This window comes from Streptomyces lothianensis (genome assembly GCF_047779955.1).
Taxonomy (GTDB): domain Bacteria; phylum Actinomycetota; class Actinomycetes; order Streptomycetales; family Streptomycetaceae; genus Streptomyces.
Window position 1 is genome coordinate 1 of sequence record NZ_JBLMKT010000081.1, and the last position, 286, is coordinate 286.

Sequence of the window (286 nt, forward strand, 5' to 3'; positions counted from 1 at the left end):
AGTCCACGTCCAGCAGTCCCTCCACCCGTACCGCCAACGGCACGTTGTACGTGGCGCTCGGGCCTTCGAGCCGGTGCAGGAACCACAGACGCTGCTGTGCGTACGAAAGCGGAATCATGACGTCTCCTTGGTCCTCTTCATCGGCCGCAGCTTGGGCCGGGCCTTGCGGGTTCCCGACAGACGGCCCACGAGGGTCTCCGCGGTGGGGTGCTCGAACAGGGTGCGAAGGGCGAGTTCGGCGTCGAAGACCGAGCGGATGCGGCTGATCAGGCGGGTGGCGAGCAGG

General features: G+C 67.1%; 1 protein-coding gene. It reads right to left on the bottom strand.

The features are described from left to right. Positions 1–114: 114 nt before the first annotated feature. The gene (locus tag ACLF6P_RS28810) at positions 115–285 is read right to left on the bottom strand and encodes a phosphopantetheine-binding protein (protein WP_415954347.1); all 171 of its coding nucleotides are present in this window, start codon (positions 283–285) and stop codon (positions 115–117) included. Position 286: the final 1 nt, after the last annotated feature.